Raw genomic sequence first — 26,174 nt, 5'->3', positions numbered from 1 at the left:
GCCTATTTACCATAGCGATACCTCGCTCACACGCCTTGAAATATGATTGACAGCCACAATAAGCAGTAACGAGATCGCGGATTTGAATAAGCCGATGGCCGTGGAATAAGCGAGTTGCCCTTGTTGGAGTCCAGTTTTTAACACATACGTGTCCAATATCTCCGAAACACCTAAGGTAGCTGGAGTTTGCATCAGCCAAATTTGGTCAAAACCGGCGTTCAGGATACCGCTGAGAGAGAAGATCAGCAGGATCGCGATCGTCGGCGTTAAGCAAGGCAGCGTAATTTTAAATAATTTACTCCACCTTCCCGCCCCGTCGATTTCCGCCGCTTCATACAAGTGCGGGTCGATGTTCGTTAACGCGGCTAAATAAATGATGGAACCCCATCCAACCCCTTTCCAAATGTCGGAAATGATGACCAACGGATAAAACAATTCCGGTTTCCCCATAAAAAAGATCGGATCCAAACCCATTTGATACCGTATATCGTTGATCAGCCCTACGTTCGGAGACAAAATTTTTTGAAGTAAAGTCACGACAACAACCCATGAAACGAAATGCGGCAAATAAGAAATGGTTTGAAACACTCTTTTGATTTTTTCGTGCATGACGGCATTTAACATCAACGCTAAGATCAATGGAGCCGGAAATCCAAAAACAAGTTTCAGCGCACTAATGGACAACGTATTGCGAAGGACTTCGTAGAAACTGGAATCGTGTAAAAACTGTTCGAAGTACTTAAAACCTGCCCACGGACTCCCCAATATGCCCAGGTTGTATTTGAAATCTTTGAACGCTATTAAAATGCCGTACATCGGATAGTAAGTAAAAACCAGGAACCACATGATAGCCGGAAGTAAAAATAAATAGATATGCCGGAAATACCATACTTTTCGAAATCTATTGGGTACCATTCCCCGATCACCTCCTAGATCCTCGTCGGGTCGATTCTATAGAACCACCAATCCATAAGCCGGTAACCTAACCCCCTCCCCCTCTTGCAAGCGGTTTCATTTAGTTGATTATAAATATTCGATATAAACAAATATATTCAATATACTATAGGAAAAATTCCATCATTCTTTGTAAAATGAAACCTACCGCGCGAATTATTACGGAAATTCGGTACTAAAGACCCTCCAACAACAGAAAACTATAATGTGTATATTTAATATATACTTTTAGATCCCGACGAAGCACAAAAAAGGAGCCTAACTGTGGCCGATTACTGTCATGTAGTCGTTCATCCGTACCAATTCATGTTATTATTAATAGGTTTATATTTAGCTTTCCATAATATTGAATCGATTTCTCTCTGTGGGGTCATTTCGGAACAAAAGTACCGTTTAACCAGCAAGGTATTACGACCTTGCTGGTTAAACGGTACGGAGTTGACAGCTTTATACGGTTATATGCTTATCGGTATTTCTTCATCATCCCTGCCCGTATCCGACAAATAGATGGGATGAGTCCCACATGAAGTTAATTATAATTTTTCGCAATAGTTTCCAAATATTGCTCAATCGGAACCGAGTTCCGAAGGGCCATTAGATTCTTGCCAGCCTCGCCAACGATCGTCCGGAATTGGGTGCTTGCCCCTGTTGCTTGTGCTGCGATGGCATCCACAATAGTTTGCGGATCGTCCAACTGACTTGGATCAGGATTAGACATCATCGCTTGAACTTTGTCCATATAGTAATCATAGTCTTTAATTCGCTCGTCCTTGTTCCATCGAATACTATGAGTAAAGTTGTTACCCGTAGAACCGCCTTGTTCAATTAGCCGAAGCTCGATGTTCAGGGGCTTGAGTTCGTAATACAACCCCTCCGTCAAACCCTCAAGTGCAAACTTCGACATATTGTAAAGTGAACCCAGAGGAACTGCCGTTGTGATGCCCATAAAGGAACTGATGTTGATAAACATCCCGCCGCCGACGGCTCGAAAATGAGGCAGGAATTTGCGCATTACATTGATCGGTCCCCGTGTATTCACTGCAAACTGCCAATCAATCGTATCCTCTGTAGCTAACTCAAGTGCTCCGTAAGAACCCATCCCAGCATTATTAACTACCACGTCTACCTTCCCGAAGGCCACAATAGCGTCATTCACGGCAGAATCCACTTCAGCCAAATTCGTAACGTCAAGCTTGAACAGCTTGATATTACTATACTGGGTGAGCTCGTTTTCTTTCTCGGGAGTACGCATGGTTGCAGCGACTTTCCAGCCCATCTTGGCAAAATGAATAGCGGTCAATTTCCCGAGTCCCGAGCTGGTTCCTGTAATAAAAATCGTTTTCGTTTGCATGTAAATTATCTCCTTAGGTATAAGTCCACGCAAGAATTCACGTTGTACTTGGTTCTACTCTTATAGCGAGGCAGTGAAGGGTGGTTGATTGAACTATTTCCCCCATTCCTCTGCGTCAAACTTCAAAGTATTTTTAAATCGTGAATTTATTTCCTGTTAATTGTTCACTTAATTTCCATAGCCGCTCAGCGTCTGCGGGATTGACTGCCCACTCAAATACGCCAGGAGTGTGGGGTTTGTCAGTAATAACCGCAATATCTCCATTCTCGCAGTATACACCGCCCTTTCCGTCTAGTTGAGGATGAACCGAGCACCAAATTAAAGTGGCAGCTCCTTCTTCAATCGTTTTGATTTCATCGTTGTACTCCGTAAAACCGCGTTCTCCTAGTTCGTTTAAAGCGCCCATTGCACGTAATTCGTCATCAGTCAAATGACGAGCTAAATCCGTGAGGATCGTTCCCGGATGAACGGAAAATGCCCGAACACGGTGTGCCTCTCCGCGCATGTCCATCGCTACGGCGAACAAAGCGTTAGCTGTCTTCGACTGTGCATACGCAAGCCATTTGTCATATTCCCGCGTATTGAAGTTGGGATCTTCAAAATGGAAGGCACTTAGTTGTAAGGCGCGTGAGGATACAGAAACAATTCTGGCACCTCCCGCCTTCTTAAGCGCCGGCCATAACTTCGACACAAGCTGGAAATGTCCTAAATGGTTGACCGCTAGATGGGATTCAACCCCTCGCGAATCGCGAGCAAGTGGAGCCGCCATAATGCCTGCGGCATTGATTAAAATGTGTAAAGGACGTCCAGAATCGAGAAATCGACTGGCAAATTCATCAATTGAAACGGGATCAATAAGGTCCAATCGTTCCAGTTCCACACCAGGAATTCCGTTAAGCGCGGCTTGTGCTTTTTCCGGAGTGCGGGCAGGTACAATAACCGTTGCTCCTGCAGCTGCAAGAGCTCTTGCAGCTGCAAGGCCCAGACCGGAATAACCGCCGGTCACGATAGCGATCTTACCCGTCAGATTCTGACCAACTAATATTTCTTTCGCCGTCGTTCTTGGTCCAAAACCAGAGGAAATAGGCCTTTGTTGTTCGAAATGATTTTGCAACTTCATATCTTTAACCTCCATGATGGGCCAGACCACCGCTAATACCAGTCTGCCTAATTACACTACTGTTCTGTATTAGTTTTCCGGGAAATCTGTACTGCGAGAAATGGTTTCCCAAGCGCTGTACTCCGTCTTCAAGTCATCAAGTTTCTGCATGATTTGGTCAAAGGCAGCATTCCCAAGTATAAGTCGATTAGGCTTATCCTCCAGTTCAACCGTCTTTATAATCACCTTGGCTATTCTCTCTGGATCACCCGTCAGTAAGCTATCCCCTTGCTTTTCCAGAAGATCCCTCACTGCACCTGAAGTTTCCGCATAGGCCGGATTACGGACGCTCTGACGGTTCTTCTGCAAAATTCCTGTTTTCATACCTCCTGGCTCCAGTAGCAAAACCTTTATGCCTAGTGGCGTTACCTCTTGCCAAAGAGCTTCCGTCAATCCTTCAACAGCGAACTTGCTCGCGCTATAGTAACCAAGCGATGGCATCGCTACTACTCCACTATTGGAGGAGACATTAACGATTGTACCTTGTTTCCTTTCACGCATGCCCGGAAGAACGGCGCGTATCATTGAAGCGAGACCAAAGAAGTTCGTTTCGAAAAGAGATCGAATCGCATCATCTTCTCCCTCTTCAATTGCGGAACTATAACCAATCCCCGCATTATTCACGAGAACGTCAATCCGTCCAAATTTGTTTTCTGCTTCTTCAACCACTTTCAGGACCTGCTTGGGATCAGTTACATCGAGTGCGGCAGCGTGGGCCGTATCCGGAAAACGATCCGCAAGATCCTTGAGAGATTCCAGGTTCCGTGCCGTCAATACAACACGATGACCATGATTCAAAACCGCTTCTGCTAAAGTCCTCCCAACGCCGCTGGAAGTGCCCGTAATTAGCCAAACGGGAATGTTATTTTGTTCCTGCATCATTTGAATACCTCTTTCAGTTTTTTTGGGCTTGGTTGCCTCGGTGTTACTATAGCAGTTCTGTTTTTTTCATATAAGAAGGCACTTTTTTTAAACATGCTTTAGAAAAATAAAGCCTGAAATTATTGCGCATTGTTTTCGATTTATATTAATGAATGATCCCTTACACTTTAATTTAATAAAGTATATTAAAAAAAGTTGCCTTCTTACAATAAATAAAAACTGCTGATATAGTTGTCCTCGGGGCGATTGAAGCTCTAAACTTACAAGAGAGGTTGTTCAACGATGCGACACAAAACATTATTCATCCACCTGTAGTTCATCTGGATCATATCGAATATAGTTTTTGACCACATGTCACTTAGAAAAAGAAATATGCTGTGACGAAAAAAAATTCAACTAAAGGACGTGTAACAATGCTAACCAATAAAAAGTTTTTTATGAGTCTAGTTGTTTTAGGTGTTCTGATTATTTCCGGATGGTCCGCAAAAAATAATCAGGAGCACGTTGTTCACGCAGCAGATCAAAATCATCAAGAGCTGCAAGCAAAAATTAATGAACTTGAAGAAAAATATCAACGCTTAGAGGACATTGAGCAAATCAAGCAGGTAAAGGCACGTTATTTCCGTTATGTAGATGAAAAAAAATGGACGGACCTTGCAAACCTCTTTACAGATGATGCTAAGATTATAGCTGATGGAGCCGAATATCCTGGCGGAGGACCGGCATTTGCTAAGATGATCGGAGATCTTGTAGGTGATGCACCAACCGTTCATCATGGTCATATGCCTGAGATTGAGATAATTGACAAAGATAACGCGAAGGCGGTTTGGGCTATGGAGGATTTATTGACCTTCCCTGATAAAAAAGGTTCTCCTCCAGGGCACAACGGATACGGTCAATATCATGAAACTTACAGAAAAGTGAATGGTGTCTGGAAAATCAGCAGTATGGAGCTGACACGGTTCCGCATGGATCCCCTGAAAAACTGGGATCCCAACACGGACCCTGTAACCGGTAAGTAATATACGATAGCTGAGTGATCAAACGAAACCCCGACAACACTTTTTACGAGTGTTATCGGGGTTTTGCTAAACACATTTATTTGGTATCTTTCTCAAGGTCCCAATGCTCGAGAGGGTCCATCCGGAATCGAGTCAGGATCAAACTACTGATTTTCCAATCTCCGTTCACACGACGATAAGTCTCTCTATATTGACCATAACCGTTATGGCCTTCAGGTACTCCTTCTTTGTTTGCTGGGAATGTAAACAAATCCTCCATTGCCCAGATTCCTTGAGCATTATCATCGTCGATAAATTCAATTTCTGGCATATGGCCATGGTGTACCGAAGGAACTGCTTCAACCATACTATTAATCACAGAAGCCATCTCTTGCGAGTTTTTGAATAAATAACCATCTGGGTAAATATTGGCGTCTTCTGTGAACAGATCCGCAAATCCGGGCCAATTCTTTTCATCAACGAAGCGGAAATAGCGAGCCTTCAGTTTTTTGATTTCTTCAAGATCCTCTAAACGTTTGTACTTCTTTTCGAGTTCACTGATTCTATTCAGAAGAGTATCTTGTTCTTTGATTGACATAATGTCACTCCCTTTTTTATTTTGGTTCTTTCGCAAAAGTAGCCGAACCTTGCATTTACTTTAACAGGTGCGTTTTTTTTTTGTAAGGAGGCATATTTTTTATACATGCTGTAGAAACAGGGCACAAACTGTAAAAAAATAAAGTTATCCAATTACGAAAATACGGAAGTTGTCCTAAGCATTACAACATAGCTTTATTTTTATAAAGCACGTATAAAAAAATATCGTTCTTACAAAAAAAACTAACACCTGCTATTGTTTTTGCATGGAGATGGACTCCACGAAATAAATGCATAAAGGAGATGGAGCTTCTTGAGAACTGGTGCTCATCAATGAGTGCTATTTTTCCTCTGATTATATCTGAGAAGGCGGATATCCTCTTAAATAATAAAAAAGGATGTTGATCAAAATGACAAAAGCAAGCAATACGAAACCGATAGTCTCACGAGTCGAGAATCTTGAATGGTTTAATACCATGCCAGGAGAAAAAATGGCTATTCGCATTCACAGCAACCTAGTTGGAGGAACGCTAAGCATAATAGAGGCTAGGGTTCCTGCCTTGATGGGGCCTCCAAAGCATATTCATAATGAACGTGAAGAAACATTTGAGATACTAGAAGGGACTTTTCGTTTCCAATGCGGTGACGAGGACTTTATTGCTACGCCTGGGACAACCGTCACTGTTCCACGCGGATTACCACACGTATGGGCAAATGTTGGATCCGAAACGGGACGACTCCTATTCATTTTCACACCTGGCGGGATCGACGATTTTTTCAAAGAAATCAGCAAACACTCGCTTGAAGCAATCGTTGACGTTGCGGCAGATAACGATACGATCATTATGGGTCCCCCATTACTTCAAACCCAATAATTAATTTGCATTCAATATATTGGAGGTTCCTACAAATGGATATCGAGACAAAGAAAAAAGAGCTCATCGATGCTTATTACTTCCGTCATGCGACCAAAGAATTCGATACAACAAAGAAAATCTCCGATGATGATTTCCAATTCATTCTCGAGGCAGCACGGCTTTCGCCGAGCTCAGGAAATAATGAACCATGGAAGTTCCTTGTTATACAAAACCCTGAATTTAGAAAAGAGTTAGCTCCACTGGCATCAGGTGCAATTCGGCAGTTGCCGACAGCAAGCCATTTCGTTCTTATTCTGGCTAGAAAAGGACTCACTCATAGTAACCCCTATCTTGTGAAGCATTTAACAGAAGATAATGGGATGCCATTAGAAATTTATCAGAACTTGGCTCCAGCTTATGATCAGTTTTACAATGACCTTCATCTTGATACAGAGCGGGCATTATTGGACTGGTCATCCAAACAAACTTATTTGGCAATGGGCAATATGATGACCGCAGCGGCATACATCGGTATTGATTCGTGTGCCATGGAGGGTTTCGATCTGGATGCCGTAAATGATCTCCTCAGTAAAAAAGGATTGCTTGGAGACGACGAATTCGGTTTAAGTGTCATGGTTGCCTTTGGTTATAGGAAAGAGAATCCAAAACGACCTAAAAGAAGGCTTCCTCTGGAGGAAATCGTACAGTTCATTTGATATCAATAGATAATATCTTTATACCTTTTTATGTGGGGAGGAAAAAACGTGAAAGTAGAAATTTGGTCAGATATTGTTTGTCCGTTTTGCTACATCGGTAAACGCCGATTTGAAGCTGGATTGCATGAATTTTCCCAACGTGATGAAGTGGAAATCGTGCATCGAAGCTTCGAACTGGATCCATCGATTCCTATTCATCCTGAGAAGACTTTGTTTGAGATCGCAGCAGCGAAATACGGCACTACGCCTGAGTCCACTAAAAAGGATAGTATAGCTGTTACGGAGCGTGCAAAAAAAGAAGGTCTGATCTTTAACTACGAATCGGTTAAGCATACTAATTCTATGGACTCGCATCGGCTTATTCTTTTCGCTAGGGATTTCGGCAAAGAAAATGTTGTTCTTGAATTGTTGTATAAAGCTTACTTTACCGATTCCCTGCACATTGGGGAAAGAGAAACGCTTTTGTCGATTTCGGAACATGCCGGTCTCGATCGACTTGAAACAGCAAACATGCTTGATAGCGATCGTTATCGCGATGCAGTCAGGGAGGACGAGCGCATAGCGAGTAAATTAGGAATTAGAGGAGTCCCGTTTTACCTTGTTGATGGAAAATATGCGGTATCCGGAGCCCAACCGGCAGCTGTCTTTGCCGAGGCACTTCAGAACGCTTGGGAAGAACGTGCCAAGGAAAAGAATAAGGCTGCTGAGGAAGATGCAGGTATGTGTACGGACGGATTCTGTTAATCAACAAGAGGGTGTCCCAGGTCAGGCGTTCGACCCTTGGGACACCTTACTGTATTTCTAAAGACATAAAGTGCATCCGTCAAATAAAGATACGTAAAAAAGACAATAATACCATTAAGGGATGAAATGTGGGGTGAATGAATTTGGATACGTCAAAGTTTGAGATAGATTGTGTTGAATCAATATCCGAGGTTTTACATTTTCTATCTGGAAAGTGGACATTTTTGGTGATAACAGAACTTTTGAAAGGTCCACAGCGCTTTAATCAATTACGGAGAAATCTTGGGAATTTAAACACAAAAGGCTTAACTGATACCTTGAGAAATTTGGAAGAACACCAAATGATTAAACGCACCGTATTCCCTACTGTCCCCGTGACGGTTGAATACTCGATAACCGAGAAAGGACTCGCTTTCTCCGAAGTGTTTCAAAAAATCAATCACTGGAAACATGAATGGGACTCTCCTCATTCCACTCCGATAACCCCAAGGAATGAACAAACTCAAAGGACAGAGCCGCAATAACTGTGGTCGTCAATAATGCAGGAAACAATTGAGCATATCGACCGATTATGAGGTGCTCCGCTTGAAGAGGTAAGTGATCCATAACAACAACGGAATAATGATTACGCATATCGGGACTACAAACATGCTCCATATTTTTAGAAAAACTCCCATGTAAGTCGGCCCATGTAAGTTCATGGAAATAATCATAATAATGGGTACGACAAACCAAACCATGGGCTTCCAGTTTTTTAGATTCAGCCATTTAGACATCTCATAGCTCGCCACAAAAGCATAGGAAGATAATTTGATAACTGTACCGAATATCGCTATAAATATAAAGAACACATCCAGATTCTGAATGAAATCCATAATATCAATTGCTCTTATCGTTACAAAAATAGGAGTATTCAGTTTCATCGTTAGTTCAGGTCCTAAAACGACGATACACATCACCACTGACATTACAATTGTAAAGGAAGCAATTCCAGCGGCAGCCACCGCATGCGATGGAACCTGTTTGGGATCGGTCATAAAAGATGATAATACCAACAAAACAATCGCTTGTCCCGCAAGCAACGGTGCAAAAGGAACCATCCCTTGTACGATCTCCAGTCCTCCGTGATCAACATAAACGGGCAAGAGCCTCTCTAATCGGATATTCCCCCAATTTAAGATAAAGCTCAAAAAAATGAGAAAGTAGAAGATTGGCCCCGTAATTTCACTAAATCGGCCAATATTCGTAATCCCACCCAGAGTTAAATAAAAGGTTATGCTAAATAATATGATCATAATCGCCCATGTTGGCGTTCCGTTTAATAGTATACTTTGAATAAAATCAACCTGTGCGCGAACAACGACGGAGGTAATCCCGATAAAAGCGCAGAAATACGGCAGGACAATGATTCTCCCCAACCACTTCCCGAGAAGCTTCCGACATACCTGAAACAAGGATTGATCTGGATGAAGGAGAGCTAACTTTCCAAGTAAGATCGTAATAATCACTCCTGCTGCTCCGGAAGCCAGCAAGGAGATCCATGCATCTTGCTGCACGATGGATACAGTCGGAGTCAACACAACCCCAATTGCCATAACAATATATGTCGTTGCAAGTATCCAAAAAAGCTGTGACCCTTTTATTTTCACCGTTTGTCTACTCCTCATGACTTCAACCAAGGTTAATATTTCATCGATGTATTGGATTGCCCAGGGTCATCGCATCGAACATTGAAGTTTATTGATACTTGGAGTTCAGGGAAAATGCGATCCCACTCCTCTTCATATCCCTTCCATTGCTTAGGTAACTGATGATGTACTTTCTTCCCGAAGCCAAAGATGTCGGTTCGATATTTGTCTTGTACAGTGGCAATAAGCTTCGTGACCTCTTGCTGCAAATTCTTCTTCAGTTCCTTTTCGATGATTTTTAGATCCGCAGCTTTTGTGGGATCAAGTTCCGTATTATTCTCAACGATACTCCCTTTCCCCGTGAGTTGGATATGGATTTGAATATCGTCCCCGGACATTTTGGCACGGATCTGACTTTTCAAAAATTTCAGAATCACGCTTATATTGTTCTCTTTCTCCCGAATGAAGAAATCGGAGACAAGACTGTCTTGTCTATTCGAAATCCAATTCGCGTAGGCAGATTCCTGACTGTCCAGGAAGCCGACCAATTTCAAATGGTTATTACTGTTTAAAATAGCAGAGCCGACGTAATGAGGCTTCGAAGAAGGCGATAAACTTAAGGCTGGCACCATTGGGTGAATTCCGCGACTTAAGGAGTCCGCCAGCAAATCCCGGAAATAAGTATGTCTAATATGTAAGATCTCCTCTTGGCGCGTCAGTGATGTTTGAGTATATGGATCAAAGATTGGATCCGTAGTAAAAATATCTTTGGCTCGTCCATCCTTCACAACAAATACCTTCGATCGTAGTTCTGATTTGGGATTACGGACGATTTCGTCGAGGAGTTTGTCTATACCGTGTTCTGCCATTTTCTGTCCGATCAGCAAAACCTCTCGATGTCCTACAAATATCTCTCTGGATAGTTCCTTTTGTAAATTGTGCAAACTATCATAAAGATTCGTACCGCTTGCACTCATGGTTTGAAAAGCCCTCTTCCCCTCCCCTCCCCCACCAGCATCCAGTCCGCCTGAATTTGCCGGTATTGCGATTTGGGTTGTAACTAGAACATGTCCGTTGTCCTCGATATCCCATCCATCTCCCAAATTAAAGGCGAGGTGGTCGGGTTCATTCAAACTCCAGCAACCGGTTATTAAACACAACAAGAACAGGGGTGAGCTCATCTTCAATATTATTTTCATGCGGATCCACCTATTATTTGGCTTTGGACTTTGTAAGTTTACGAGGGGCACGTACTAACCAATCTTTGATCCATCCATGAACCAGCGGAGCCACCGGGGTGAGATATGGGATTCCAAATGGACTTAACCGGGTCAGATGCGCTAAAATGGCGATCATTCCCGCCGCCAGGCCAAATAAACCAAACATGCCGCTTAGAATGATTAACGGAAATCGCAGCATCCGAAGAGGAAATCCAAATCGATAGCGCGGAACGATAAAGGAGGCGATACCGGCAAACGATACTACGATTACAATCGGCGCGGAAATAATTCCGGCGCGTACTGCGGCCTCCCCGATGACAAGCGCGCCAACGATGCTTACAAGCGGACCAATCGTTTTAGGCAAGCGTAAGCCAGCTTCCCGTAACCCTTCAAAAACAACCTCCATCATAAAAACTTCAATGATGGTTGGAAAAGGCGCACGTTCTCGAAGGGACGCTATGCTGATCATCAATTTTGTTGGAATCATCTCCTGATGATAATTGGTTAGCGCTATATAGAGAGCTGAGGTGGTGGTCCCGAAGATGACAAAGACAAAACGAAGCAAACGGGTCATCAATACATACATAGAGCGTTCATAATAATCATCTGGCGCTTGCAGACCCGTCCAGAAAGTCATCGGAACAGATAACGCAAATGGAGTGCCATCGGTTAAGATAGCTACTTTGCCCTCTAACAATCCGGAAGCAATAACGTCAGGTCTCTCGCTATTCAACATCTGCGGAAATGGCGTAAGATGCGTATCTTCGATCGCTTCCTCGATATACCCGGATTCAAGAATTCCATTGGTCTCAATTTGACTTACGCGATATTGAACTTCCTCCAACAGCTTAGGCTCCACTACTCCTTCGATATAGGAAATGACTACCTCCGTTTTCGTTAGGGTACCAACCGTAATGGATTTCATCTTAAGCTTTGGTGTTGTAATGATTCGACGAAGTAACGTCGTATTCATGCGGAGGTTTTCCGTAAAGCCTTCTCTAGGGCCCCGCAGTGTTGGTTCGGCAGAAGACTCTTCGATACTGCGGGTTTCAACTTGTTTAATATCGGCCAAGCATGCGGTAGCATCACCATCGGCTAGAATAGCGACGCTTCCTTTTAAAATACTTTCAACGGTTGCATCAAAATCGGTAAGTCTAGAAATTTGCATAATAGAAAACAGACTTTGTTCGCACATATTGGCGATACTGTCGATGGTACCAAGACCCTGAGGAACCCCTTCATAAATTAGTGGCTTAAGAACATTTGATTCGAAACTTTCGGTATCGATCATCCCATCGATATAAATCATGAGGAGCTTGGTTTGTCCGCTGATCATTAACTCACGAAAAACGACATCTGAACAATCTCGGAAAATGGTTTTGAAGACTTTATCGTTCTCATTAATATCTGGACTAAATTTCTTTTTTTCCTGTTCTGCCGACACTATGGCCTCTCCGTTCATCTTTAAACTATTTTAGCTAAGGGTCATGCTCTTCCTCGCCTTTTTTTTTGTTACCAGCATTTCCATAAGCATCTTATTTCAAACAATACGGCACACGGTGTACATTAGGAATTCATTCCGAGGAAAATAAGGACAAAATGGACGGTTCTTATCAGTGACAATTACAGCACAATTAACTATACTTCTTAATGTAGCTTTACTTTTTAGTCTGACCTCAAAAAAGAATGTGAGATGATAAGAGTGATGGAATCCATAAAGTTTGAGAATAGCTGTATAGAGTCAATTTCGGAAACTCTACAATTACTCTCCGGTAAATGGACATTCTTAGTGATTACGGAGTTGTTAAAGGAATCTCAGCGTTTTAATCAGCTACGTAGAAATTTAGGTAACGTAAATACCAAAGGCTTAACAGATACCTTGCGGAATTTAGAAAATCACCAAATGATCAAACGTCAGGTTTTCCCGACTGTCCCTGTGTCGGTGGAATATTCAATAACTCCAAAAGGCGAGGCTTTTTTGAAAGTTTTTAATGAAATTAATCTGTGGAAAACCAAATGGGATTCCCCTGATGTAATCTGAGATTTGATTCAAGATTCGTCACAATGCTGTCTCAAACGATTTGTTCTGTCAAAAAAAAAGTCCGAAGCAGTAAGTATCTGCTTCGGACTTTTAACCTTTATCATCCCCATGAGGGAATTCTCCCAATATTCAATGCAAATCTACGAGCACTTACTATATCCGCAGTTGCTGCAAGTCTTGCAGCCCTCGATGTTGATCAGCGAGGCCGAGCCGCAGGACGGGCAAAGGTCGCGGGAGGTAGCAGGTGCGCTGCCATGACTATGGCCGCCGTGCGAGCCGTCCGCGGTGCCGTGATCTTGCGCGGCTTCCTCGTGATGCGCGATCGTTGCTGCTACCGGCGCTGGGTCGTGGTCGCCGTATGGTCCGTTTTGCACGTGCGTTTCCAGCGCTTTGGCGACGGCGTCCGCGATCGATTCCACGCGGTTTGGACCAAAGCCGATGGCGCCTGTACCGCCGATGCCTTTGAGATGCTTGATCAGCAGTTCAACCTTCTCGCCGTGGTCACCGTAACGCAGGAACAGCGAGCAGACGCGGCCAAGGGCCTCCGCCATCGCGAACACGTCGGAGCCGGCTTTCCCTACGTTCAAGAAGATTTCGCCCGGGATGCCGTTCAGGTCATTGATCGTGATATACGCCATGCCAAACGGAGTGTTGATCTTATAAGTGGCGCCATGCAGAACTTGCGGGCGTCTCTTGTACTGTTCAGCCGTTTTCGGGCTGCTGGCTTGAATCGGAGCACTTGCCGGCTGTTCCGTTACGGCTGCCGTTGTTGGTGCTGACGCTTCTTCTTGTTTCTCTTCCTTCTTCTCCGTTTGCAGGACTTGTACGTCACGGCTACCGTCGCGGTAGATCGTTACGCCTTTACAGCCAAGGTCGAAGGCCAGTTCATACAAACGTTCCGTTTCTTCCACGGTAAAGTCGGATGGGCAGTTTGCCGTTTTGGAGATCGAGCTGTCTACCCAACGCTGGATCGCGGCTTGTACGCGGATATGATCCTCCGCTGACAAATTCATCGCTGTCACGAAGTAATCCGGCAGCTCTTCCCCTGGATGTGCGTCCAACCACTCTTGCGCGATCGGCACGAACTGCTCGTCGAAGCCAAGACGGCTTTGACGGTAATATTTGAAGGCGAAATATGGTTCGATCCCGGTCGAGGTTCCAACCATCGTCCCTGTGCTGCCGGTTGGTGCCTGAGTGATGATCGTGACGTTGCGGACCCCTTTCGTGCGAACCGCTTCGCCAACTTCCGGATACACTTCCTTCATCACTTTCATGAATCCACTTTGCAAGTATTTGTCCGCTTCGAAAGCCGGGAAGGAACCTTTCTCCTCCGCAATATCCGCGGAAGCTAGGTAAGCTTCCTTGGCGATAAAGCCATATAATTTATCGAGGAATTCCAGTGATTCCGGGCTTCCGTAACGGATGTTCAGCTTGATCATCAGCTCGGCCAGCCCCATCGTCCCGAGGCCAACGCGGCGCTCTTTCTTCTGGTTTTTCTCGTTTTCTTCGAAGTGATAAGGTGTTTTGTTGATGACGTTGTCCAGGAAACGAACCGAATAACGCGTCGTTGTGGCGAGTTCGTCCCAAGCGACATCGTGTTTCTCTTCGTCGTAGAACTTGGACAGGTTCATCGCCGACAGGTTGCAGACGCCCCAGCCCGGCAAACCTTGCTCACCACACGGATTCGTACAGATGATCGGGTTAAAATACCAGCTGTTGGACATTTGGTTGTAGTATTCCATGAACACCACACCCGGCTCCGCGGATTTCCAAGCCGATTCGATGATCGTGTGCCAGATCTCACGCGCTTTGACAGTGCGATAGTGGATCACTCTGCGACCGTCCGCTTTCCACTTATCAAGATCGCCGTCCCACACTTCGTTATAGTCCTCGTAAGTCGTATCCGGGAATACCAGCTCCCAGTCGAGATCCTTCTTCACGGCTTCCATAAAGCTGTTACTCACGCAAACCGAAAGGTTCGCATTCGTGACTTGACCCATCGTCTGCTTGACGGTGATAAAGTCCATGACATCCGGATGCCAGTCGTTGATCATCAGCATCAGCGCGCCTCGGCGGCTTCCGCCCTGCTCGATCAAACCGGTCGTGTAGCTGAACAAACCGCCCCAGGATACGGCGCCGCTCGAAGAGCCGTTTACGCCTTTAACAACCGCACGGCGCGGACGCAAGGAGCTGAGGTTAATACCTACACCGCCGCCGCGAGCCATGATCTCGGTCATTTCGGACAACGTCTCCATGATGCCGCCGCGGCTGTCTTTTGGCGATGGAATCACGTAACAGTTAAACAAGGTCAACTCGTCGCTAGCGCCGGCACCTGCAGCAATCCGGCCGCCTGGTACAAGCTTCCAATCGACCAGAATATAGCGGAACTTCTCTTCCCATTGCTTCTGCAGCTCCGGCGTTTCCTCCACGGAAGCCATCGCTTTAGCAAGGCGGTTCCACATTTCTTCAGGGGTTTTCTCGATATTGAGGGTCAGCTTCTCCACGTCGGACTCGACCAACTCGCCCCGGCGTGTCTTCACCGTAACCTTACGTCCTTTACGCGCAACGACTTCACCGACTTCCTTCGTCGGGAATTTAGGATCATCCTTCGTCAGAACGAGGACGACGTCGCCTACTTTGGCGTGACTAGGGTCCGCGTCTTTCCAGGCGTACCGGTCCAAGAAGATTTTTTCACTTAGCCCCTCAAGGCGCTGTTTTGGCACAGTTTTCAAAGAAAACACCCTCCTAAAAGTTTGGATCAAAGATTCTAAATATATCGGTCATTCGCGCCGAATCTTGAAGTCGAAATCGGGCAAAAAAAACGAAAAAAGCGCTGTTTCAAGCCGTTATTCGCCTGCTTGAAAGCCGCTGCGCACACCCTATAAACGGTATTATCATATGTATGAATCACAATATATTGTGTGCGAATACCATTATACTATACAATATCTCGATGTCACAGCAGAACAGATTGAAATTTTAGGCTTTTTTCCGAATGCTGCTCGCCCAAACACCCGTTTGCTCCGGTTCTCTCTATTTTTTAGACCCGAATCTATGAAACCGTGTTGTAACCATTTCCAAATCAAGCTATAAAAAAGACTCACTCCGCCCCGAGCAGAACCCTAAAAGGCATCTTATACGATTATCCCTTTGGTTAAGGGAACTGGTTCGAGCGGTTCATCAACTCCGATTCGATCTGACCAAACGGGATGTCCCCTCCCTCTCCAAAGTTATGAACTCCTTCATTTTCGTCCATACTACACCTACGTCTGCAAGAAACACGCGATCTATGTCCTGATTCGGATCCTTTCGTTGCCGCAATAGAGCTAGTCAAATACGCATCATTGGGAGGTTTTACATCATGAATCCTCATCCCCTCGGCCCTTCCCCCAACCCGGCCGTTCAGCCGGAACGGAATTCGCAGATCTCCATCGACTTCGACCGGAGTTGGTTCAGTGAACTGGAAACGAGACATCAAAAAGGCGGCCCCTGGGACGATTGGAAGCTGTTTAACCTTGCCCTTGAGGCCGAAACTGCTTCTCTGGTCACAAGCTTTGAGGAAATGCAATGTTTGAAGCATCTGCAAGGCGTCACGCCGCTGCCCCACCAAACCGAAACGGCACGGAAGGTCCTGTTCGAAATGCGTGGACGTGCCATCCTCGCCGATGAGGTGGGTTTAGGGAAGACGATTGAAGCCGGTTTAATTTTGAAGGAATACATCGTACGCGGGTTGGTGAAGAAGGTCCTGATTCTGGTTCCTGCATCCCTGGTGTTGCAGTGGGTTCGGGAGCTGAATCAGAAATTTGGCATTCCGGCAGTGGCTCAGAAGAAAGAGCACTCCTGGCATAACGACGTCGTTGTCGCCTCCATGGACACGGCCAAACGCGACCCGCACAAAAATATTTTGCTCAATAACGAATACGATCTGGTCATCGTGGACGAAGCCCACAAGCTGAAGAACAAGAAAACGACCAATTACCAGTTCATGCTGCAACTGCGAAAAAAATATTGCCTGCTCCTGACCGCCACCCCGGTGCAAAACGACCTGGGCGAGCTGTTCAACCTGATCACGTTGCTCAAACCGGGGCAATTGGGCGGGCAAAGTGAATTTGCCGCTAATTTCGTTGTCGACAAGCGGCAGCCCAAGAATGAGGGTCAGCTCAAAGATGAACTGGCTAAGGTGATGATCCGCAACCGTCGCGGCGACGGTGAGCTGGAATTCACGAAGCGGATCGTTCGCAACATCGACGTAGAGCTGTCCGAGGAAGAGAAGAACCTGTATCACGGGGTTACTTCCTTCATCAAAGACCAATATAACGCCGCTGGCGGCGACCTCAACAGTATGTTGTCCCTGGTTACCTTACAACGCGAGGTGTGTAGCAGCCGGGATGCGGTATTCGTCACTTTGGTTAATTTGTCTAAGAAGCTCGCCCCCGATTCTCCGATTCGCGATCGGATTTGGGATCTTGTCGATCTGATTCGCCAGATCAAAGCGAACAGCAAAGCGGAGAAAGCAATGGAGTTGATCCGCGAAATGAATGACAAGGTGATCGTATTCACCGAATACCGGGCTACGCAGGAGTACCTATTAAAGTATTTCCGCGACCGCGGCATGACGGCAGTTCCTTACCGGGGCGGGATGAATCGCGGCAAAAAAGACTGGATGATGGACCTGTTCCGCGGCCGGGCCCAGGTGATGATTGCGACCGAAGCCGGCGGCGAGGGCATCAACCTACAGTTTTGCCATCAAATGATCAACTTCGACCTGCCTTGGAACCCGATGCGAGTGGAGCAGCGAATTGGGCGGGTACACCGGCTGGGTCAAACTAACGACGTTCATATTTACAATCTGTCCACCAAAGGCACGATCGAAGAGCATATCCTCCACCTTCTGCATGAGAAGATCAACATGTTCGAATTGGTCATTGGGCATCTTGATGTGATTTTGGAACGGTTTGAGAAACAGCATTCCCTGGAAAAAAGCATTTACCAAATCATCCTCGAATCCGGCAGTGAAGAGGAAATTGCCAGCCGTGTCGACTCGCTGGGACGCGAGTTCCATACCATAAAATCCGAGCTCGATGCAGAAGCCGAGGGAACCGATCATGAAGGCGGCCTGCAGCAGCTGTTGGGAGGTTGATCTGCGGTTATGTCCATGACCCGTGAACAGATTCGCGATTATGTCTTAACGTATTTGGAAGCAACCGAATGTCAGTTTCTCGAAAAATCACCTCATCACGTCACGGTGAAGCTCTCTCCCCGTGCAGACCGAGACTTGACGAACCGTCCTTATTATTGGGGGTTTATTGAACGGACCGGAGCGGAGCCGGAAACGATGTCGTTTTCGTTTATTTTTGATCCGGAGGCCCACCAGGCGTCCGAAGAAGCGAAGGCCGCACGGGAACAAAAGGGCCCCGGGGCCCAGCAACAGATGGAAGCCGCGCAGGAAGACACGCTGCTCGGCCGTTACTATGGCGCGGTCCGCCCCCTTCCGATACTGGGACCGGGACGGATTCAGCGCGAGGAGCTCGCGTTTGGCAGTCCGCGGCTGAAACAGATTTTCGAAGCGACACGAAGAGGCGGCCGTTATGTGTATCTGTTCGAGGAGCCGGAGCAACGTCAGCGGATGGCCTTGCTGCCCGCCGCATATGAGCCTTGGCTTGGCGTCTGCTTCAAGGTGGAGTTCTGCTGCGATATGAAACGCGAGGAGCTGCATTTTTACGGAGTGTCCCTGCTGACGGGCGCGATCGATGAGTCGTTTCAGACTCGAATTGCGGCGAAGCAACTGGTTCCTCGCCTGCCTGAAAACGTCCACATCGAGCCTACTAAGTTCACCTTGGACGCCGGACGCACCGTACTCGAGCAGAGACTTGCCGAGCAGATCGCCGCTTATGACGACCGCTGGGCCCAGGAGGCCCGCGAACGCCTGAACGACGAGCTGTCGCTGATTGACGCTTATTACAAGGATCTCGTGAACGATCCCGAACCCGAACGGGCTCAAGGCGCCAGTGAGCAATATGAAGCGAGACGGGATGAAATCCGCTGGCAGTACGAGCCGAGAATTGTCGTATCCGCTTTGGGCTGCGGCATCTTTCATCTGCGTTCGCCGCGGTGACGAGAATTCAGACGGATCTCGCTAAAAGACCGCAAAAATAGAAGCCGTTTGCCGTAAAACCACACGACAGGTTGTAACAACCTTTTTGAGACGGCTTCGGTACAATGGACAAGCAGTCGAAACCAGGCTCGTGAGGCCTGACGAATGGCTAGGGAGGCGATACCATGCCAGAACCACGCAAATCTCAAAAGAAATTAACCATCGCTTGCAAAATTCTCTTATGCGCAAGCATCTTATATAACGCATCAGGCGCCGGTCTGCCACTGGCGGGCGGCTTCGGTGGCCTGAGCACGGCGGAGGCCGCAGGCGGGCCTGCTGCGCTGGCGGCGCTTGGGGCGCCAGCGGATACGCCTGCGCCCGAGGCGCTGCGGCGCTTCGCCGCCGAGGCGATCGGCCAGCTGGCCCAGGCCAAGCCGTTTACGGCCTGGGCCGGCGCCGCCACCGCCATCGAGCCGCTGGGGCCGGGCACGCACAGCTGGCTCGTCACGGTGGCCGCGGCCGCCGGGAGCGGCCAAGGCGGCGAAACCGGGGTGCCGCCGGGAGCGTCAGCCCCGCGCGGCTACCTCATTATCTCCGCGACGGAGAGCGGAGATTACAAGCTGGTCGAATACGGAATGGGCACCTATTCCGTATTCGACCCGGCGCTGCTCGAGGCCGCGCTCCGGCAGAGCGGCCTCGGCGCAGCCGCTGCGGGACGGGTCACCGCCGTCCCGCTCTACGCCGGCCCGGCATTGGCCGCGTGGAAGATTCGCTTGCCGGATGGCGGCGAACCAAGGTACGTCAATGCCGCCGACGGCGAATGGCTGCCCGAAACGACGGGCAGCTGGGACAAGCAGGCGGGCGGCTATGCGCCACCGCGGCTGGCTTCGAGCAGCCGCGCGCCGTTATCGCCCGCCCCTATCGTCTATACGTCATCCCGCTTTGATCCCTACGACAACCTGTTATGGATGACGGCCAAACCGCTGGCGCTAAAGTCGGATGCCTTCATCGGTAAGCTAAAAGCCAGCCGCCAGCTCGTCTACGCGGCTTCCGGAGCCGAACGCACTTATTCCTTTCCTCTACCGGTCTACGGCTATCAAACCTGGACGAACGGCGACCCTTCGGCAACGCCGATCGCAGGATCCGAAGCCGTTTACGTCGTCACCGGTACCGACACCGCCATTCGGTTGATCGCGCTGGACGCTTTGATGGCGAGCGGGAAATTCGTCACGTTCTAACTGCTGAAATGAGATTACTTAGAAGAGCACTACCGTTAGCAGGCAGTGCTCTTTTTGGCTCATACTACGATCCCTGCAAAAATACAGTTATTTTGAGTCGAAATCGCCGTTTACCTAAAATTCCTGCAAAAGCACGCCTAATTCCTCCATTTGTCCCATTTCGTAAAAAATAACTGCACTTTTCCAGGTTTCTCTGAGGCAAATCCCTCCGACGGCCCCTACGATCCCGCCGCCGAACCTGTACCTCCCTCTGTGGACGCCTGAGGCGTCAGCCGTGGCGATCTGCCAAGCAGCTGGCGCAGGCTGTCCAGATTGGTCAACACCGTGCCAGCGATAATCGTTCCCCCACCCAGCACCGCAAACCATCCGGCCGATTCTCCATAAAACAGCACGCCAATCGTCATCGCAATGAGCGGCGAGACATACAGCCAAGTCGACGGAAACACCGGATTAGTCTTAGCCACCAGCCAATAAAACAAGCTGTGCCCCACCATCGAACCGACCACCGTCAGATAGAACAGCGAGCCTAACGCGGAGGGCTGCAGCAAAACCTCGGCCGACACCCGCTCGGTGAAAGCCGCCAGGATAAACAGCAACAAGCCCCCGTATAACATTTGCGCGGCGTTTAGCGCGATTGGCGACTCGTCCGCATAACTTTGGGTCACGCGTTTGGTGTACAGGGCGCCAATCGAATACAGCACTTCCCCGATCAAAATCGCCGCACAGCCGATCGCCCAACGGGGTCTCGCTTGCACCGAAATCATGTTGGGCAGTACGAGCAGCATCACGCCAGCCAGGCCGATGAGGATGCCCGGGACGGCGCGTTTGGCCGTTTTTTGCCGCATCACGATCATCTGCAACAACACAATCATTAACGGCCCGGTAGCCGATAAGACCGCAGCGACACCGGAGGTCACGTATTGCTCCGCCCAGTACAGAAATGAAAACGTCCCGAAGGTCAGCAAAGCCCCCGTTACCAGCATTTCCTTGCGCAGCAGCAAGGACCATGCGGCTTTTTTTCTCCAAACCATCCATAGAAACAGGATCGTCCCCGCGGCAAAGAAACGCAGACCCGCCGAGAAGAACGGAGGCGCCGCGTGGTCCACTCCGATTTTTATCGCTAAAAAAGTCGTGCCGAACACGAGACATACGATCAAATAGTTGAACACAATCATCGAGATCTTCCCCTTTCGCCTACTGAACTGTATCATACAGGAAAGAAGACAGAACAGATGGAACATCATAGAACAGATGCTTAGGCGCTTCGCTTAAAATGGATTCGTGATGCAAGGAGGGAAGGGAGATGGGGATGAACACAAGACCCAGGTCGGCAGAGTCCGGCAAGATTCTCTATACGCAAGTTTATGATTATATTGGGGACCGAATCCGTCGGGGAGACTGGAAAGCACATGAGAAACTGCCCTCTGTGCGCACGTTGGCCGAGGAACTTCAGCTCCACCGATTAACCGTCTTCCGGGCCTATGGGCTGTTAAAGGAACACGGGATCGTTTACGTCAAGGAGAAGTCTGGCTATTACGTTTCCGAAGAACAGCCGCATGCAGATCTTGCCGGACCCAAAGGCGAAGAAGCTGCATTCTCCGTTTCACCCCCCCGCTGGAGCCGGCGAGAAGCTTCACGGCCCCCGGTACGGAGTCGGACGATTGCAAAACACCTTAAGCGAAATCCACCAAATTCCGGCCGTCTGCTCGTTCTCCCAGGCGCTTATCGATCCGAATCTTCTGCCTAATCTGTTCCTATCGGATCATGTGAAACAGGTGTTCGACCGTTATCCCAAACTGCTTGGCACCTACTCTTCCGTCCAGGGGGACGAGGAACTGCGGGAACTTCTCAGCGCGGATTTGCAGCGAAAAGATAAGCTTCAGGTCTCCCCTGACGAGCTGATGATTACAACAGGCGGTCAGCAAGCGATTGATCTGTTGTCCAGCGTTTTCCTTCGCCCTATGGATTATGTCCTGGTGGAACGCCCAACCTATAGCTCTGCGCTCGATTGCTTCCGTCAACGAGGTGCTCGTCTCCTCCCAGTGGAGATTCGCCGGGAAGGATATGACCTCGACCTTGTCGAGGTTTTCATGAAGCGCCATAAACCCCGGTTGTTTTATACGAATCCAACGTTCCATAATCCGACGGGGTTTACCGTGCCGGCCGCCCAACGCAAGCGGCTAGTTGAACTGGCGGAGCGCTACGGCTGCTTAATTGTCGAAGATGATGCGGTACATGACGTTTACTTCGACGCGCCGCCTCCACCGCCTCTTTATTCCTACGATACGGAAGGCTGGGTCGTCTACCTGCGCAGCTTCAGCAAGTATTTGGCGCCTGGGCTGCGCATCTGTGCCGTTGCCGCACGAACGGCCGTAATGGCCCCGCTGCTGACCGCCAAATCGCTGGCCGATAACGGGACGCCGCTCGTCAACCAGAAGTTGTTCCAGCATTGCTTTGAGTCAGAGCGGCTCCAGCAGCACCTGGAGAAGCTCCGCACCGCGCTGCAAATGCGCCGAGACGTGATGGAGCAAGCGCTCTGCGCCGGACCCGCCAGCTGGCAGTGGCATCGTCCGCAGGGCGGGTTGAACTTGTGGGTTCGCCTCCCTGATGGTCTCAATGCGAATCAACTGCTCACCGAGAGCGTCCGCCGCGGGTTAACGTTCGTTCCCGGCACGATCTGCGATCCCTTGGGTGAAATGACTAACCGCATTCGGCTCAGCTATTCGTTTATGAATGAAGCGCAGACGCGCGAAGGCGTTCATCTGCTGGTCCAGGTGGCCGAGCAGCTGGCACAACATTGAGCATATGATGATGATGAATTATACACGGGCACTTTAGGCGCACCTAAAAACAGCCGCCTTCTCCCTTTAGGGACAGAAGGCGGCTGTTATCGTTGGATGGACTGGGCTGGCTTATACTTCCCGTGAGCGAGACGCATGCTCTTTCCTCCGGGTTTCCTTCTTCTTCGGTTTAGGAATTTGTCCGGCCCACAGGGAGATGGAGAACGGGATCATGCCGAACCAGCGTCGGCTCCACGGTTCCTTGACCTTCGAGCGCTCGCGGCGGACTTCCCGCGGCGTTTCCACGTAATCCACCACCCGCTCCGTGATGTATTTAACTAATTCGTCGCCTTTAGCCATAAGAAAACAGCTCCTTTCCAGCTTTGTCGTTCTTCGTTAGCCCTAGTTTGTGCCGATTCACACCGCCTTAAACCCCTGAAGCCCCCGGCGATGAACGGCAAATCGTCAATGCATGATTTTCCCGCCGCAGGTTCAATCTATAAGTGAAGAATAGCCTGAAAGGTGAGACACATGGGAAAGATGACACGAAGCCTGCTAGCCATCATGATGACGTTCCCCATCGTTTTGGGTCTTGGGAGCGCCCCGGCGGCGGCTGACGAAGGCAAGGACCTTCGGCATGCCTTCCCCGAACCGGTGATTCTGATTGACGCCGGTCACGGGGGGATTGACGGGGGAACGTCTTATGAACAGATTCTCGAGAAGGATATCAATCTCGAAATTGGGCGGCGGCTCTACGTCGTCCTAAGAAGCCACGGCTACCGCGCGATACTCAACCGGACGGGGGATTACGCGCTCAGCGACGATAATCGCTGGCTTCGCAGCCGTTCACGGCACATGCGGGACCTGGCCCAGCGTAAGGAACTTAGCGAACAGCTGCCCGCTTCGATCGTCGTCAGCCTGCATGTCAACTGGGGGCGAAACAAATCAAAACGCGGACCGCTTGTACTCCATCAGAACGAAGGACGAAGCGTAGTGCTGGCGGACTCGATTCAACGGTCACTGGAAAGGTTCTATCAGTTGGAAGCGGCTCGGATTCCAGAGCATGGCAAGCCGTTTTATTTGCTGAATCATATCGATTGCCCGGCCGTCATTGTGGAGACAGGATTCCTCAGTAATGCCGAAGACCGCGCCATTCTCACGAACGGGCGCGGTCAACAGAGGATTGCCGAGGCGTTGTATCGAGGGATCTCCGAATATTTTACGGTAATGTGAACCCCGGTCCCGGCTTTACGCCGGGACTAATTTGTTCCCGGGCCAACTCGCTGATTCCGATGAATTGGATGCCTTCCGCCTGGAGCATCGGGATATTTTTGTTCAGTGCAGCCGCCGTTTTCTTGCCTTGTACCCCCACATGTCCGATAGTTACACAGCTGCCGCGATTGTCCTTCTTCAACAAGGCAAGGACTTGCTTTAGTTGCCCGGTGACATGTTCTATGCTGCCCACATCGTCCAGGAAGACGTCGTTTTCAATTCGAGGCAATCCCTTCTCCACGCTTAAACGCGGGATGACGGACCGGAAGTTGGTTTTGCTGTCCACGAAAAACAACCCCCGCTCGCGACAAACGTCCAAAATCACCGACATCACGCGTTCGTCCCCGGTCACCTTCGAGCCCATATGGTTGTTCATTCCAACAGCATAAGGCACTTGTTCGATCGCTGCTTCAACCCTCTGACGGATCTCCTCATCCGTCATGCTGGAGAGAATCGCCCCGGGGCCAAGCCACTCCGGCTTTCCTTGCTTCGGCTCCATCGGCAGATGGATAATCACATCATGCCCTCGCTCATGCGCCCGCCGCGCATCCTCCTGCGTGGTTTCCAGAAACGGCATGACGGCAACGGTCAATTTGATCGGCAGATCCAGCACTTCGTCCGTTCCGTCCATTCGATTGCCCAAATCATCGATAATCACCGCAAGTTCGCGGGAAGGTATGGGTTGTTGGCGGTCCCGTGTCGACGTATCTGTTCCCTGCTCCCCTACGCCAACCGGAGGTGCAGCTCGTCCGCTGCCAGGAGTCGTCAGCAACAGCGCCGTCAAACAACTGACAGTCAGTAACGGTAACCATCGAACCGGGTTGCGGAAATTAAACAATTAGGCCCCTCCTTTACTCATCTCCACTTGGAGTTAAAATCAGGCTTCCCCGAAATTCCCGCCGCCGCGTCAGACAAGTCCACACTAGATCGGCCGCAAGCAACAGCAATAGTAACGGGCCTGCTACGGACCACACCGAAGAAATGCTTCGATACGCTTGTTCCACCAACGGGTGCAGCACTTTGAGCATCAATGCCGACAGGAGTCCCCAGTACAGTGAGAATCGCAGGCAGACATGACCCCCAAGCTGAAACCGCAGCCCTGTATAATCCCACCATCTTCGCCCAAACATCATGAACAGCACATAGCCACTGACCCCTTCAACAATGGTTGGGATAATGAGACATAGTAAAGCCCCTAGCAGCGATTGTGCTCCAACTCCTTCCTGCAAAAATAGCAATAGGAGCAGCGGAGCCACGCCGTACATCGGCTTAAACGGGCCCTTCAAGAAACCCTCCTTCCAGAACACCCCCTGTGTAAACAGACTATATACATTTTCGAGCAGCCAGCCGAACAGCGAATACAGCAGAAAATAAAACCCGAGTTCTCCCGTCGTCATTGTACACCATCCTCCTTTCTGCTAGTATGACTGTCCCTGTCCGTAATCATGCGCAAACGCTCCGCTGCTCACCAGGGCTTAGAAATAAAGGTAAAAATACCCGTAATTCTGCGAAAAGACCCCCTTTTGAACAAAATAGCGGTATTTGATGGCCTTATTTTTCCATAGGAGCCTCAAATGGGACGGTTTTGCTTCTGTCGAACCAAATTAAGGACATTTTTTACCGCTATATTTCCCCGCCCC

General features: G+C 48.7%; 25 protein-coding genes. 12 read left to right on the top strand and 13 right to left on the bottom strand.

Annotated elements, in window-relative coordinates:
- Positions 1 to 6: 6 nt before the first annotated feature.
- The 4 genes from M0651_RS22375 to M0651_RS22360 form a co-directional block, all read right to left on the bottom strand.
- Positions 7 to 915, bottom strand: coding sequence for an ABC transporter permease (locus tag M0651_RS22375; protein ID WP_248553902.1), 909 nt, complete (start codon positions 913 to 915; stop codon positions 7 to 9).
- 568 nt (positions 916 to 1,483) lie between these two features.
- Entirely contained in the window at positions 1,484 to 2,305 is an 822-nt protein-coding gene (locus M0651_RS22370; RefSeq protein ID WP_248553901.1) for an SDR family oxidoreductase, read from the bottom strand.
- Positions 2,306 to 2,438: 133 nt separating this feature from the next.
- Positions 2,439 to 3,425, bottom strand: coding sequence for an oxidoreductase (locus M0651_RS22365; protein WP_248553900.1), 987 nt, complete (start codon positions 3,423 to 3,425; stop codon positions 2,439 to 2,441).
- A gap of 69 nt (positions 3,426 to 3,494) precedes the next feature.
- A complete protein-coding gene (locus M0651_RS22360; protein WP_248553899.1) occupies positions 3,495 to 4,346 on the bottom strand; it encodes an oxidoreductase in 852 nt (283 codons plus the stop codon).
- A 413-nt stretch (positions 4,347 to 4,759) separates the two neighbouring features.
- Here M0651_RS22360 and M0651_RS22355 point away from each other — a divergent pair, with 413 nt between their 5' ends.
- Positions 4,760 to 5,368, top strand: coding sequence for a nuclear transport factor 2 family protein (locus M0651_RS22355; protein ID WP_248553898.1), 609 nt, complete (start codon positions 4,760 to 4,762; stop codon positions 5,366 to 5,368).
- Positions 5,369 to 5,444: 76 nt separating this feature from the next.
- Here the strand turns inward: M0651_RS22355 and M0651_RS22350 are convergent, their stop codons facing one another.
- Positions 5,445 to 5,945, bottom strand: a complete 501-nt coding sequence (locus M0651_RS22350) for a nuclear transport factor 2 family protein (protein ID WP_248553897.1) — start codon at positions 5,943 to 5,945, stop codon at positions 5,445 to 5,447.
- 409 nt (positions 5,946 to 6,354) lie between these two features.
- Between M0651_RS22350 and M0651_RS22345 the strand changes: the two genes are divergently transcribed.
- The 4 genes from M0651_RS22345 to M0651_RS22330 all read left to right on the top strand — a co-directional run bounded on the left by M0651_RS22345 (position 6,355) and on the right by M0651_RS22330 (position 8,785).
- On the top strand, positions 6,355 to 6,819 hold the full coding sequence (locus tag M0651_RS22345; RefSeq protein ID WP_248553896.1) for a cupin domain-containing protein: 465 nt from the start codon (positions 6,355 to 6,357) through the stop codon (positions 6,817 to 6,819).
- A gap of 41 nt (positions 6,820 to 6,860) precedes the next feature.
- Positions 6,861 to 7,517, top strand: coding sequence for an NAD(P)H-dependent oxidoreductase (locus M0651_RS22340; RefSeq protein WP_248553921.1), 657 nt, complete (start codon positions 6,861 to 6,863; stop codon positions 7,515 to 7,517).
- 48 nt (positions 7,518 to 7,565) lie between these two features.
- On the top strand, positions 7,566 to 8,261 hold the full coding sequence (locus M0651_RS22335; RefSeq protein WP_248553895.1) for a DsbA family oxidoreductase: 696 nt from the start codon (positions 7,566 to 7,568) through the stop codon (positions 8,259 to 8,261).
- 137 nt (positions 8,262 to 8,398) lie between these two features.
- Positions 8,399 to 8,785 (top strand): winged helix-turn-helix transcriptional regulator, encoded by a 387-nt coding sequence (locus M0651_RS22330; RefSeq protein ID WP_248553894.1) that lies wholly within the window; start codon positions 8,399 to 8,401, stop codon positions 8,783 to 8,785.
- A gap of 45 nt (positions 8,786 to 8,830) precedes the next feature.
- On the opposite strand, the gene M0651_RS22325 is transcribed toward M0651_RS22330, so the two are convergent.
- Genes M0651_RS22325 through M0651_RS22315 form a run of 3 tightly spaced genes read right to left on the bottom strand, consistent with a single transcriptional unit; the run spans position 8,831 to position 12,553 of the window.
- Positions 8,831 to 9,910 carry a GerAB/ArcD/ProY family transporter gene (locus tag M0651_RS22325; RefSeq protein WP_248553893.1) on the bottom strand — a complete coding sequence of 360 codons (1,080 nt, stop codon included), beginning with the start codon at positions 9,908 to 9,910 and terminating at the stop codon, positions 8,831 to 8,833.
- A 32-nt stretch (positions 9,911 to 9,942) separates the two neighbouring features.
- The gene (locus tag M0651_RS22320) at positions 9,943 to 11,088 is read right to left on the bottom strand and encodes a Ger(x)C family spore germination protein (RefSeq protein WP_248553892.1); all 1,146 of its coding nucleotides are present in this window, start codon (positions 11,086 to 11,088) and stop codon (positions 9,943 to 9,945) included.
- A 13-nt stretch (positions 11,089 to 11,101) separates the two neighbouring features.
- Positions 11,102 to 12,553 carry a spore germination protein gene (locus M0651_RS22315; protein ID WP_248553891.1) on the bottom strand — a complete coding sequence of 484 codons (1,452 nt, stop codon included), beginning with the start codon at positions 12,551 to 12,553 and terminating at the stop codon, positions 11,102 to 11,104.
- A gap of 261 nt (positions 12,554 to 12,814) precedes the next feature.
- Between M0651_RS22315 and M0651_RS22310 the strand changes: the two genes are divergently transcribed.
- The gene (locus M0651_RS22310) at positions 12,815 to 13,150 is read left to right on the top strand and encodes a winged helix-turn-helix transcriptional regulator (RefSeq protein WP_248553890.1); all 336 of its coding nucleotides are present in this window, start codon (positions 12,815 to 12,817) and stop codon (positions 13,148 to 13,150) included.
- 140 nt (positions 13,151 to 13,290) lie between these two features.
- On the opposite strand, the gene M0651_RS22305 is transcribed toward M0651_RS22310, so the two are convergent.
- On the bottom strand, positions 13,291 to 15,882 hold the full coding sequence (locus tag M0651_RS22305) for an adenosylcobalamin-dependent ribonucleoside-diphosphate reductase (protein ID WP_248553889.1): 2,592 nt from the start codon (positions 15,880 to 15,882) through the stop codon (positions 13,291 to 13,293).
- Between the two features lie 629 nt (positions 15,883 to 16,511).
- Between M0651_RS22305 and M0651_RS22300 the strand changes: the two genes are divergently transcribed.
- The 3 genes from M0651_RS22300 (at position 16,512) to M0651_RS22290 (ending at position 20,482) form a co-directional block, all read left to right on the top strand.
- Positions 16,512 to 18,290, top strand: a complete 1,779-nt coding sequence (locus tag M0651_RS22300) for a DEAD/DEAH box helicase (RefSeq protein ID WP_248553888.1) — start codon at positions 16,512 to 16,514, stop codon at positions 18,288 to 18,290.
- 9 nt (positions 18,291 to 18,299) lie between these two features.
- On the top strand, positions 18,300 to 19,265 hold the full coding sequence (locus M0651_RS22295; protein ID WP_248553887.1) for a YqhG family protein: 966 nt from the start codon (positions 18,300 to 18,302) through the stop codon (positions 19,263 to 19,265).
- A gap of 164 nt (positions 19,266 to 19,429) precedes the next feature.
- Positions 19,430 to 20,482 carry a hypothetical protein gene (locus M0651_RS22290; RefSeq protein ID WP_248553886.1) on the top strand — a complete coding sequence of 351 codons (1,053 nt, stop codon included), beginning with the start codon at positions 19,430 to 19,432 and terminating at the stop codon, positions 20,480 to 20,482.
- A 218-nt stretch (positions 20,483 to 20,700) separates the two neighbouring features.
- Here M0651_RS22290 and M0651_RS22285 read toward each other — a convergent pair whose 3' ends face one another.
- Positions 20,701 to 21,657, bottom strand: a complete 957-nt coding sequence (locus M0651_RS22285) for a DMT family transporter (protein ID WP_248553885.1) — start codon at positions 21,655 to 21,657, stop codon at positions 20,701 to 20,703.
- Between the two features lie 128 nt (positions 21,658 to 21,785).
- Between M0651_RS22285 and M0651_RS24320 the strand changes: the two genes are divergently transcribed.
- Both M0651_RS24320 and M0651_RS22280 read left to right on the top strand, forming a co-directional pair.
- On the top strand, positions 21,786 to 22,229 hold the full coding sequence (locus M0651_RS24320; RefSeq protein WP_372491035.1) for a GntR family transcriptional regulator: 444 nt from the start codon (positions 21,786 to 21,788) through the stop codon (positions 22,227 to 22,229).
- A complete protein-coding gene (locus tag M0651_RS22280; protein WP_372491034.1) occupies positions 22,144 to 23,283 on the top strand; it encodes an aminotransferase-like domain-containing protein in 1,140 nt (379 codons plus the stop codon). The genes M0651_RS24320 and M0651_RS22280 overlap by 86 nt, the downstream gene beginning before the upstream one ends.
- A gap of 111 nt (positions 23,284 to 23,394) precedes the next feature.
- On the opposite strand, the gene M0651_RS22275 is transcribed toward M0651_RS22280, so the two are convergent.
- Entirely contained in the window at positions 23,395 to 23,622 is a 228-nt protein-coding gene (locus tag M0651_RS22275) for a YqzE family protein (protein WP_248553884.1), read from the bottom strand.
- Positions 23,623 to 23,784: 162 nt separating this feature from the next.
- On the opposite strand from M0651_RS22275, the gene M0651_RS22270 reads away from it, so the two are divergent.
- On the top strand, positions 23,785 to 24,495 hold the full coding sequence (locus M0651_RS22270; RefSeq protein WP_372491033.1) for an N-acetylmuramoyl-L-alanine amidase family protein: 711 nt from the start codon (positions 23,785 to 23,787) through the stop codon (positions 24,493 to 24,495).
- Here M0651_RS22270 and M0651_RS22265 read toward each other — a convergent pair.
- Positions 24,482 to 25,372, bottom strand: coding sequence for a divergent polysaccharide deacetylase family protein (locus tag M0651_RS22265; RefSeq protein WP_248553882.1), 891 nt, complete (start codon positions 25,370 to 25,372; stop codon positions 24,482 to 24,484). The genes M0651_RS22270 and M0651_RS22265 overlap by 14 nt on opposite strands.
- Positions 25,373 to 25,385: 13 nt before the next feature.
- A complete protein-coding gene (locus M0651_RS22260) occupies positions 25,386 to 25,931 on the bottom strand; it encodes a putative ABC transporter permease (RefSeq protein ID WP_248553881.1) in 546 nt (181 codons plus the stop codon).
- Positions 25,932 to 26,174 lie beyond the last annotated feature (243 nt).

The sequence above is a fragment of the Paenibacillus mellifer genome (genome assembly GCF_023195895.1).
In the GTDB taxonomy this organism is placed as follows: Bacteria; Bacillota; Bacilli; order Paenibacillales; family Paenibacillaceae; genus Fontibacillus; species Fontibacillus mellifer.
This window is presented reverse-complemented; position numbering and strand designations above follow the sequence as displayed.

Bases quoted from the DNA above. Each gene is read 5' to 3' on its own strand.
- M0651_RS22375 (WP_248553902.1), bottom strand. From the start codon at position 915: ATGGTACCCAATAGATTTCGAAAAGTATGGTATTTCCGGCATATCTAT.
- M0651_RS22370 (WP_248553901.1), bottom strand. From the start codon at position 2,305: ATGCAAACGAAAACGATTTTTATTACAGGAACCAGCTCGGGACTCGGG.
- M0651_RS22365 (WP_248553900.1), bottom strand. From the start codon at position 3,425: ATGAAGTTGCAAAATCATTTCGAACAACAAAGGCCTATTTCCTCTGGT.
- M0651_RS22360 (WP_248553899.1), bottom strand. From the start codon at position 4,346: ATGATGCAGGAACAAAATAACATTCCCGTTTGGCTAATTACGGGCACT.
- M0651_RS22355 (WP_248553898.1), top strand. From the start codon at position 4,760: ATGCTAACCAATAAAAAGTTTTTTATGAGTCTAGTTGTTTTAGGTGTT.
- M0651_RS22350 (WP_248553897.1), bottom strand. From the start codon at position 5,945: ATGTCAATCAAAGAACAAGATACTCTTCTGAATAGAATCAGTGAACTC.
- M0651_RS22345 (WP_248553896.1), top strand. From the start codon at position 6,355: ATGACAAAAGCAAGCAATACGAAACCGATAGTCTCACGAGTCGAGAAT.
- M0651_RS22330 (WP_248553894.1), top strand. From the start codon at position 8,399: ATGAATTTGGATACGTCAAAGTTTGAGATAGATTGTGTTGAATCAATA.
- M0651_RS22320 (WP_248553892.1), bottom strand. From the start codon at position 11,088: ATGAAAATAATATTGAAGATGAGCTCACCCCTGTTCTTGTTGTGTTTA.
- M0651_RS22310 (WP_248553890.1), top strand. From the start codon at position 12,815: ATGGAATCCATAAAGTTTGAGAATAGCTGTATAGAGTCAATTTCGGAA.
- M0651_RS22300 (WP_248553888.1), top strand. From the start codon at position 16,512: ATGAATCCTCATCCCCTCGGCCCTTCCCCCAACCCGGCCGTTCAGCCG.
- M0651_RS22295 (WP_248553887.1), top strand. From the start codon at position 18,300: ATGTCCATGACCCGTGAACAGATTCGCGATTATGTCTTAACGTATTTG.
- M0651_RS22290 (WP_248553886.1), top strand. From the start codon at position 19,430: ATGCCAGAACCACGCAAATCTCAAAAGAAATTAACCATCGCTTGCAAA.
- M0651_RS22285 (WP_248553885.1), bottom strand. From the start codon at position 21,657: ATGATTGTGTTCAACTATTTGATCGTATGTCTCGTGTTCGGCACGACT.
- M0651_RS24320 (WP_372491035.1), top strand. From the start codon at position 21,786: ATGGGGATGAACACAAGACCCAGGTCGGCAGAGTCCGGCAAGATTCTC.
- M0651_RS22275 (WP_248553884.1), bottom strand. From the start codon at position 23,622: ATGGCTAAAGGCGACGAATTAGTTAAATACATCACGGAGCGGGTGGTG.
- M0651_RS22260 (WP_248553881.1), bottom strand. From the start codon at position 25,931: ATGACGACGGGAGAACTCGGGTTTTATTTTCTGCTGTATTCGCTGTTC.